The following is an 8230-nucleotide window of genomic DNA, read 5'->3' as shown; positions in this document are numbered from 1 at the left end:
AGCCGAAGTGCGTTTACCCGTTTATCCAGTTTCGTTCGATGGAGTAAGTAGCCAACGAGAGCAAGCCCAGCACTTGGGGTAATCGCTTCATCTGTCAATACAAACCGAATCGGGAAATCTTTCATCATATCACCTACTTGATGAAGAATCGTCAACGTCGTTTTCCCTTATCGTATCAACGGTTTGCGACCATTGTAAAGATGTTTTGTCACGGATTCAGGATCTAAGATTACAGCCAATGGACCATTTGTGTGGACGCAAAGTAAACTAGATGAAGAATTAAAATTAGGCACTTCAGTATCACTATCGAGTAAATTTGGTTTTAATGTGCTAAAATTTGACCAAGAAAGTAAAGTAAAAAGACCACCAACTTTACTAGATAATAAGCTGAATATTGGGACAAATGAGGATGCTTATGAAGAATGTCTCTTACTTTTTGGAGAAGAGGGGGTGGTTAGTTACCCTAAACCAGTAAGTTTAGTGAAATATTTGATTAATACATTAGGTTATTATGATAAGGAAATGATAGTTTTAGATTTTTTTGCTGGATCCGCTGCCACTGCAGAAGCTGTGATGACTTTAAATGCGCAAGATCATGGTAGTAGAAAATTTATTATGGTTCAGTTAGATGAATTTCTGGATCCGAGCGATGACCAGCAAAAGAAAACTTATGAATACTTAAAATCCATTAGTAAACCGCCTGTTTTATCTGAAATCGGCAAAGAACGCATCCGCCGCGCTGGTGAAAAGATCGTTCAGGAAACGGGAAAAACGGATTTAGATATTGGCTTTAAAGTGTTTAAGCTCGATTCTTCCAACGTGAAAACATGGGATCCTGATTTCGATAACTTGGAGCAAACCCTTTTCGATTTGCAGGATAACATTAAAGAAGACCGCACGAAAGAAGATTTGTTGTATGAGATTTTACTGAAAATCGGGTTGCCGCTCACCACACCGATTGAAGAAATTGATTATAACGGCAAAACGATTTATAACGTTGCCTATGGTTCCGTGTTAGTATGTTTAGAAGATGACATTGATTTGGATATCGTTCAGGAGATGTTGAAATATCAATCCGAGCATATGCCGCCGAAAGTCATTTTCAAAGAGTCTGGCTTTATTAGCGACGCCGTGAAAACGAACGCGATTCAAACATTGAAAAAGCACGGAATCACGGATGTTAGGAGTGTGTAACCGATGAAGCTGAAGTTTATCGCGGACTTGGATTATCAAAAGCGGGCGATTGATTCCGTTGTGCAAATTTTTAAAGGGCAAGAAATGAGCCAGTCCAACTTCACCGTTTCGTATGGACCAAACGCGGGGATGATTCAAACGGATTTAGGTGTAGGGAATCGGCTCGACCTTACGCCGGAAGAAATTTTAAAAAACGTGCAGGACATTCAAATGAAAAACGGCCTGCCGCGCAGTGAGCGGCTTGATGGCATGCATTTTACCGTTGAAATGGAGACAGGTACGGGGAAGACATATGTCTATTTACGGACGATTTACGAATTGCATAAACATTACGGATTTACGAAATTTGTCATTGTCGTTCCGTCCGTGGCGATTCGCGAAGGGGTGTACAAGTCGCTGCAAATTACGAGGGACCATTTCAATGAACTGTATGACCATACGCCAGTAGAATACTTTATTTACGATTCGCAAAAACTCGATCAAGTCCGTAACTTTGCGACAGCGACAACAATCCAAATCATGATCATTAATATTGACGCGTTCCGTAAAAGCTTTGAAGATCCGGAAAAAGAAAATAAAGCGAACGTCATTCACCGTCCGAACGACCGTTTGAACGGCTATCGCCCGATCGAATTTATTCAACAGACGAACCCGATTGTTATTATTGACGAGCCGCAAAGCGTCGATACGACGCCGAAATCAAAAGAAGCGATCGCTTCGCTCAATCCGCTTTGCACGCTGCGCTACTCGGCGACGCATGTGGAAAAATATAATATGGTGTATCGCCTCGATGCAGTCGACGCGTATAATCAAAAACTCGTCAAAAAAATCGAAGTGATGTCCGTTCGTTCCGAGCCGTCTTTTAACGTACCGTACATAAAACTAATCGAGGTAAAGGAAAGAAAAGCGAAGATCGAACTGGACGTCGAATCGCGCGGAAAGGTGAAGCGGACGACGAAAACGGTGAAATACGGAGACGATTTGTACGATATTTCCGGGGAACGAGAATTGTATCGTGGCTATATCGTCGAGCAGATTGATTGGACGGAAGGAAACGAAGCGATTGAAGTAAATGGCTATCGTCTGCGGGTCGGTGATGCGATCGGCGATATTGACGATGATGCGATAAAGCGGTATCAAATCCGCAAAACGATCGAAGAGCATTTGAACAAAGAGCTGCAGCTTCGCCCGCGCGGAATTAAAGTGTTAAGCCTTTTCTTTATCGACAAAGTCGCCCATTACCGTGATTATGATAAAGATGGCAATCCGATTAAAGGAAAATATGCGGTGATGTTTGAGGAAGAATATAAGGATTTGATCCAAAAACCGAAATACCGCCCGCTCTGGGATGACCCAGGCATTGATAAGGATGTGGAAAAAGCGCACAACGGGTATTTCGCGCAAGACAAAAAAGGACGGTTGAAAGATACGAAAGGGAATACAGAGGCGGATACGGATGTATACAATCTCATTATGAAAGACAAAGAACGGCTGCTTAGCCTCAATGAGCCGCTTCGCTTCATTTTCTCCCATTCGGCGCTTCGCGAAGGATGGGACAACCCGAACGTCTTTCAAATTTGCACGCTGAAAGACTCCGCGGGAACGTACGTATCGAGACGCCAAGAAATCGGACGCGGATTGCGTCTGGCTGTCAACCAAAACGGGGAGCGTGTGCAAGACTATCATATCAACACGCTAACGGTCATGGCGAACGAATCGTACGAAGAGTTTGTTGCGACGCTGCAAAAAGAAATAGAAGAAGAAACAGGAGTCAAATTCGGCAAAATTGAAAAACATATATTTGCTAAACTCGTCTATGTCGATGAGAAGACGGAAGAGCCGGTGCAAATGGGTTATGATTTATCATTGAAGCTGTATGAGGAATTAAAACAAAACGGCTATATTGACAAACAGGGCAAAGCAACGGAAAAACTCAAACGAGCCATTGAAGACTATGATCTCCATCTGAGCGACGAATTCCAGCCGTGGCGATTGTCCATCGTGAAAGAGATCAAACGCCATTTGCAAGCATTGCCGATCAAAGATGGGACGAAAAAGAAAAAAGTCAATGTCAATATGGCGGTTCTCAATCAAGAAGAGTTTCGGCAATTGTGGGACAAAATCAAATACAAAACCGTCTATTCGGTCGATTTTGACAGCGAACAGCTCATTGACTTGTGCATCGCCGCCATTCAGGAAATGAAGCCCATTGAAAAAATCCGCATTGTCAGCCGGAAAGGACGGGTGGAAATTGATCATGTGACAGGCGTACAGGCTCAGGTGGTCAGCGAAAAAGTGGAGGATTACGTGAGCTTGCACCATACGCTTCCGGATGTCATCACCGAGCTGCAAAACCGCACGAATTTAACACGCAAGACGATTGTCCGCATCTTAACCGGCTGCAAACGGCTCGATGATTTCAAAAACAATCCGCAAAAGTTTATTGAAGAAGTGGCGAACATCATCCAGCGCCAAATGAGGCTGTTGCTGAAAGATGGCGTGAAATATTACAAAATTGGTGATGATGCGTATTACGCGGTCGAACTGTTCCAAAACGAAGAGCTGCTCGCCTATTTGAACGACAACGCCATCCCGAGCGAAAAATCGCCGTTTGACCATATCCTTTACGATTCCGATGTGGAAGAGCGGTTCGCCAAACGTTTTGAACACGATGAGAACGTAAAAGTGTACGTCAAACTGCCAAGCTGGTTTAAAATAGACACCCCGATCGGTTCCTACAATCCCGACTGGGCGCTTGTCATCGAAAAGGATGGAGAGGAAAAACTGTACTTCGTCCTCGAGACGAAAGGACAGGAATGGGAGGACGAACTGCGTCCCGGTGAAGCAGCGAAAATTGCCTTCGCCCGCAAACACTTCCAAGCCATCGGAACAGACGTGGAATTCATCGGACCGGAGAATGATGTCGAGCGGTTTATGTTGCGGGCCTTAAGCCGTTGAAGGTGGGGACAAAACAGAAGCCGCGGGCTTTAGTATCTTTACGTATTCGCCCGCAAACTGCTTTGGGCAATAAATCTATCAGATATAGAAAGGGAGAGCGGTAACGCACCGCTCTTTTTGTATTTTTTTGCTGGTCGACAAAGTTCGACGGCAATGTTTTACAAAAGTTGATACAATCAAATCAATCGAATCTTTTTATCTATGACAAAGGGAGGGGTCACGGGATGGCAACGATTCGTAAAGCGGATTATTACTATGGAGCGCTTCTTTCCGCGCTGGTCAATGGCGGGTTGGCGCCGGCGCTGTTTGAAAAGGAAAATGACAACCGACAAATTTATGAAGTCACGACGAATAAAGCGAGCTATATTATGTACACGAAATACAACACGAATCCATCCGGCTCCAAAGATTTCACTTGGTCGTTTGTATTCAGCGATCATGAGATTGCTGAAATTAACAAGATTGATCTCGAACACAGCCAGGAAAAAGAAATCGTGTTTGCATTTGTCTGCGCACAGAAACAGCCGAGTGACTCCAATCAAGTGATTGCCATCGTCCGTTGGAATGAGTTTCTCGAGTGTGTCGACCTGCAAAGACAACAAGTGCGGGGAACTCCGCGGCTTTCCATAAAAGCGGTGAAAGACTCTCCCAAGCTTCGCCTCTACGGCAGCAAGCGCGCAGATGTATTGGATGGAAAAGATTATACGATCAAAATTGAACGAAATCGATTAAACAGTTTGTAATTAGGTGAAGAACACCGATGGATGGGCTTATGTTATACGGTTTGTTCGTTTTGGCACATCTTAAATGTAGTGCCTATAGCGGTGAGCTATAGGCTCATTGTTTCAGCTCCTGTTTTTAGAAGAATGACTGCTTCACGGAGCGATTTCTTTTTGCCAAAAGGAGGAACCCGGATGTCAAAATGGTGGATGATCCGCGCGGGCGACCGCAATGAACTGATTCCGCTTTGGCTGGAAAAGGGCATCGCATCGATCGGTTGGGCGAGATTGGGCGATCCGAAGCGCTTTCGGTCGAAAGAACAGCTGCAGCGAAAGGCGGATGAAGTGTTTGCCGAGTCAAAACCAAAATCGAGAACGAGTTGGGTGAATCAAGTATGGCGGTTTGCCCATGAAATCAAAAAGGGCGATCGAGTGATCACATATTCAAAAGAGAAAAGGGAGTACATTGTTGGAACCGTGACAGAAGAGCATCGTTACGATCCCTCCATCGGGCATCCCTATTATCCGAACATCATCCGGGTAAAATGGGAAAATGCGACAGTTCCAAGGGATTCGCTGTCAGACGGAGCGAAGAACAGTTTAGGTTCGACGCTGACGGTGTTTCGAGTGGACGAATGGGGCGATGAAATCGAGCAGCGTTTACACAGTGAACCATTCTCCAAACCTCGACCTGAAGAGGGGGAAACGGAAGAAATCGTTGAAGACCTTGTTGGAAAAGCGTTGATGATGATCCAAGACAAAGTGGACAAGCTTGATCCGTGGCAAATGCAAGATTTAGTGGCGGGCTTGCTTCAAGCAATGGGGTACAATGTGCAAGTAAGCCCGAAAGGCCCTGACGGCGGTGTGGATGTGCTCGCCTATAAGGACGCGTTTGGCTTTGAAAAACCTGTAATCAAGGTGCAAGTGAAGCATCGCAAAAGCGCCGCCTCGGCTCCGGAAATCCAGCAACTTCTCGGGGCCAACCCGATTGATGCCAATTGCCTGTTCGTCTCAACAGGCGGTTTTACGTCCCACGCAGAGGCAGTCGCCAAACATAATTCCGTGAAACTGATTGATTTGGAAGAGCTGGTCAACTTGATTGTCCATTGGTATGAGAACATGCCCAGCGATGCGAGGGCATTGCTTCCGTTGCAGAAAATGTATGTGCCTGAATAAAAGCCGTTTGGGGCCGATTTCCCGTTTGCTGGATGTTTTCCCTATTCAGGGGATTTCTGTTAAGGGCGAGGATTTCGCCGTATTGGCTTGGATGGAACACACAAGCGAAAAACGGAGAGCTTTCCCCAGCTCTCCATTTTTTCATTCATGCAGGATTTCGACCTTATGTTCACGAATGGTATTCCTTATGTTGGTTTCTTTCGTGAGGAACCGTTCTTTCCACGTGGGGGACGATTCGGCCAAGGATGTTGATGATGATAAACGGCCAACCGTTCGTCGTGCGGATGGTGCTCCCTAAGAACGCTGATCAAGTTGCGGTGTTTGCAAGGGCGGTGGACGGAGAAGGTCGTCATGCCTGCGATCAGGGAAGCAGCGGTTCAAGGCTGCGGCGAATCCCATCGCTTCGCGTTGCCGTGCAGACGGGGCGTCTAAATGCAAGGGCAATGGCGGTGTGTGGCTGTAAAGATGGTGTTTTTGAGAGGGGATGAATGTTGCAAATCGTCACTTATACGTTCTATTCCATTGTGTCGGAACGAAGCGGGATTCGGCTGATCGATGCGGATTGGAGCGATCGGTGGGGATGGATCGTCGTGCAAAGAAGCCGTCGGCGGTTGGAGTGCGTCGTGAATGGAACTGTTCTTCATCCGGACGTCTCTGTTCGCTTTCCCATCATTCGCTGGGTCGACAGTGAGCGCTTTTTGCTGGCGGATGCGAGAAGTGACGGAATCAGCCATAATGTGTTTTTGGTAGATCTGCATGGAAATGTACAACATTCCTTTTGCGGCGGCGATGGGATTGAAGACATAGCGATTGGAAAAGAAGGGATCTGGATCGGCTACTTTGATGAAGGCGTGTTCGGCAAAGGAATTTCGACGGAAGGATTGGTTTTGTTTCGATTGGACGGTTCTCCGATATTCCAATATCATTCCCATTTGACAGACCGCCCCATGATCATTGACTGCTATGCGATGTGCAAAGGGAAGTATTCGACCTTGTGGCTTTTTCCTTATGATGATTTTTCGCTTATTCAGGTGGATCCTTGCAAAAAGACGGTGCGGAGATACAAAGCACCCGAGCAGCTGCGCGGATCGACCGCTGTATGTGTGAGGGGGAACTATGCGTATTTTGGCCACAGCTATCATGCAAAGGAGGAAGTGTACAGCTGGGACATCGGAAACGGAACGCTGGAGAAAATCGGGCGTCTTCATGGGGCGGTTCGAGGACTGGGGCCGAAGGAAACGAACCACTTTGTGAGTGTCGAGGATGATGCCGCGAGGGTGCATAGGATTCTCAATCCAGACGAATACGGGACGTCATGGTAAGATGATCGTGGCTGTTTTTCCGCATCGGGCAAGACGTTTTGGGCAGGCGATTTGAACGTTCCGCGGGAAAACGTGGGTCGATCCAAGCCGACGAATCCAAATTGCTGGGAACGAAGAGCGAACTTTGGAGAGATCGGGGGTGGAGTTCTCTATTTTGTTTGTCTATCAGCTATTGAATTTTTAGGCGCAGATGGATAGAATGAAAAAGGAGAGCCATATGGCCCCGTAGCTCAGTGGATAGAGCGTCGGTTTCCTAAACCGTGCGTCGGAGGTTCGAATCCTCTCGGGGCCGCCATCTACATACGATTCGTTCGGGTTGAGATTGCCGAACCCCTTGATATGACTGCGTTTGTGGTCATTTTTCATTTTTTAGGAATCCCCAAAAAAACGATAGAATCCGAAAAAATTTTGCGCGAATTTTGCACGGCTATTTGGCATGATACAGCTCCTCCATTGCAAGGTCAACTTGCCGAGACTCTTTTTGTTCCATCTCATCTAAAATGTGCGAGTACGTTTGTAAAGTGGTTACAATATCTTTATGCCCCAGCCGCCGGGAAACGTATTTGATATTCACTCCCTCTAGAAATGTTGATTTATCAAGGCTTTTCGGCCTCTCAGGGGTGTCCAAAAAATATTTTTCGACAAAATCCCTTACATCCTTTTTCAGTTTTGTGGATATCTTACAGACCTAGGGTGCGCTTCGCGGCCACGGCTGGTTATATTTTCCTGTCGAAGGGGGAAGCATATTCGATGCACCCTTTGGATCTCCGCGTCGCTGATGAGGACGAACCCTCCCATGTCTCCGGGCGTCTTCGCGCCAACATTCCCTCGTTCGGTCTCGTCATCAGGCGGAGGCCGGCC

The 8230-nt window shown here is 46.5% G+C and carries 5 protein-coding genes, 1 tRNA gene and 1 pseudogene; 6 read left to right on the top strand and 1 reads right to left on the bottom strand.

Annotation, left to right across the window (positions count from 1 at the left end):
- Positions 1 to 249 precede the first annotated feature (249 nt).
- From ETC02_RS15745 to ETC02_RS15720, 6 genes are all read left to right on the top strand, one after another.
- Positions 250 to 1194, top strand: a complete 945-nt coding sequence (locus tag ETC02_RS15745; RefSeq protein WP_371810219.1) for a site-specific DNA-methyltransferase — start codon at positions 250 to 252, stop codon at positions 1192 to 1194.
- A gap of 3 nt (positions 1195 to 1197) precedes the next feature.
- Positions 1198 to 4152, top strand: a complete 2955-nt coding sequence (locus tag ETC02_RS15740; RefSeq protein ID WP_171698407.1) for a type III restriction-modification system endonuclease — start codon at positions 1198 to 1200, stop codon at positions 4150 to 4152.
- A 224-nt stretch (positions 4153 to 4376) separates the two neighbouring features.
- On the top strand, positions 4377 to 4895 hold the full coding sequence (locus ETC02_RS15735) for a hypothetical protein (RefSeq protein WP_171698406.1): 519 nt from the start codon (positions 4377 to 4379) through the stop codon (positions 4893 to 4895).
- 171 nt (positions 4896 to 5066) lie between these two features.
- Positions 5067 to 6047: a restriction endonuclease gene (locus ETC02_RS15730; RefSeq protein ID WP_050368574.1), complete on the top strand. Its 981-nt coding sequence runs from the start codon at positions 5067 to 5069 to the stop codon at positions 6045 to 6047.
- Between the two features lie 491 nt (positions 6048 to 6538).
- Positions 6539 to 7369 (top strand): TetR family transcriptional regulator, encoded by an 831-nt coding sequence (locus ETC02_RS15725; protein WP_171698405.1) that lies wholly within the window; start codon positions 6539 to 6541, stop codon positions 7367 to 7369.
- Between the two features lie 219 nt (positions 7370 to 7588).
- A tRNA-Arg gene (locus ETC02_RS15720) sits at positions 7589 to 7664 on the top strand.
- A 132-nt stretch (positions 7665 to 7796) separates the two neighbouring features.
- On the opposite strand, the pseudogene ETC02_RS17855 reads toward ETC02_RS15720, so the two are convergent.
- Positions 7797 to 7946: pseudogene (locus ETC02_RS17855) on the bottom strand (site-specific integrase); the annotation flags it as partial.
- Positions 7947 to 8230 lie beyond the last annotated feature (284 nt).

The organism is Geobacillus sp. DSP4a (genome assembly GCF_013096875.1).
Classification (GTDB): Bacteria; Bacillota; Bacilli; order Bacillales; family Anoxybacillaceae; genus Geobacillus; species Geobacillus thermophilus.
This window is presented reverse-complemented; position numbering and strand designations above follow the sequence as displayed.

What these genes read in the sequence shown, in the direction of transcription:
- ETC02_RS15740 (WP_171698407.1), top strand. Translation starts at nt 1,198, where the DNA reads ATGAAGCTGAAGTTTATCGCGGACTTGGATTATCAAAAGCGGGCGATT.
- ETC02_RS15735 (WP_171698406.1), top strand. Translation starts at nt 4,377, where the DNA reads ATGGCAACGATTCGTAAAGCGGATTATTACTATGGAGCGCTTCTTTCC.
- ETC02_RS15730 (WP_050368574.1), top strand. Translation starts at nt 5,067, where the DNA reads ATGTCAAAATGGTGGATGATCCGCGCGGGCGACCGCAATGAACTGATT.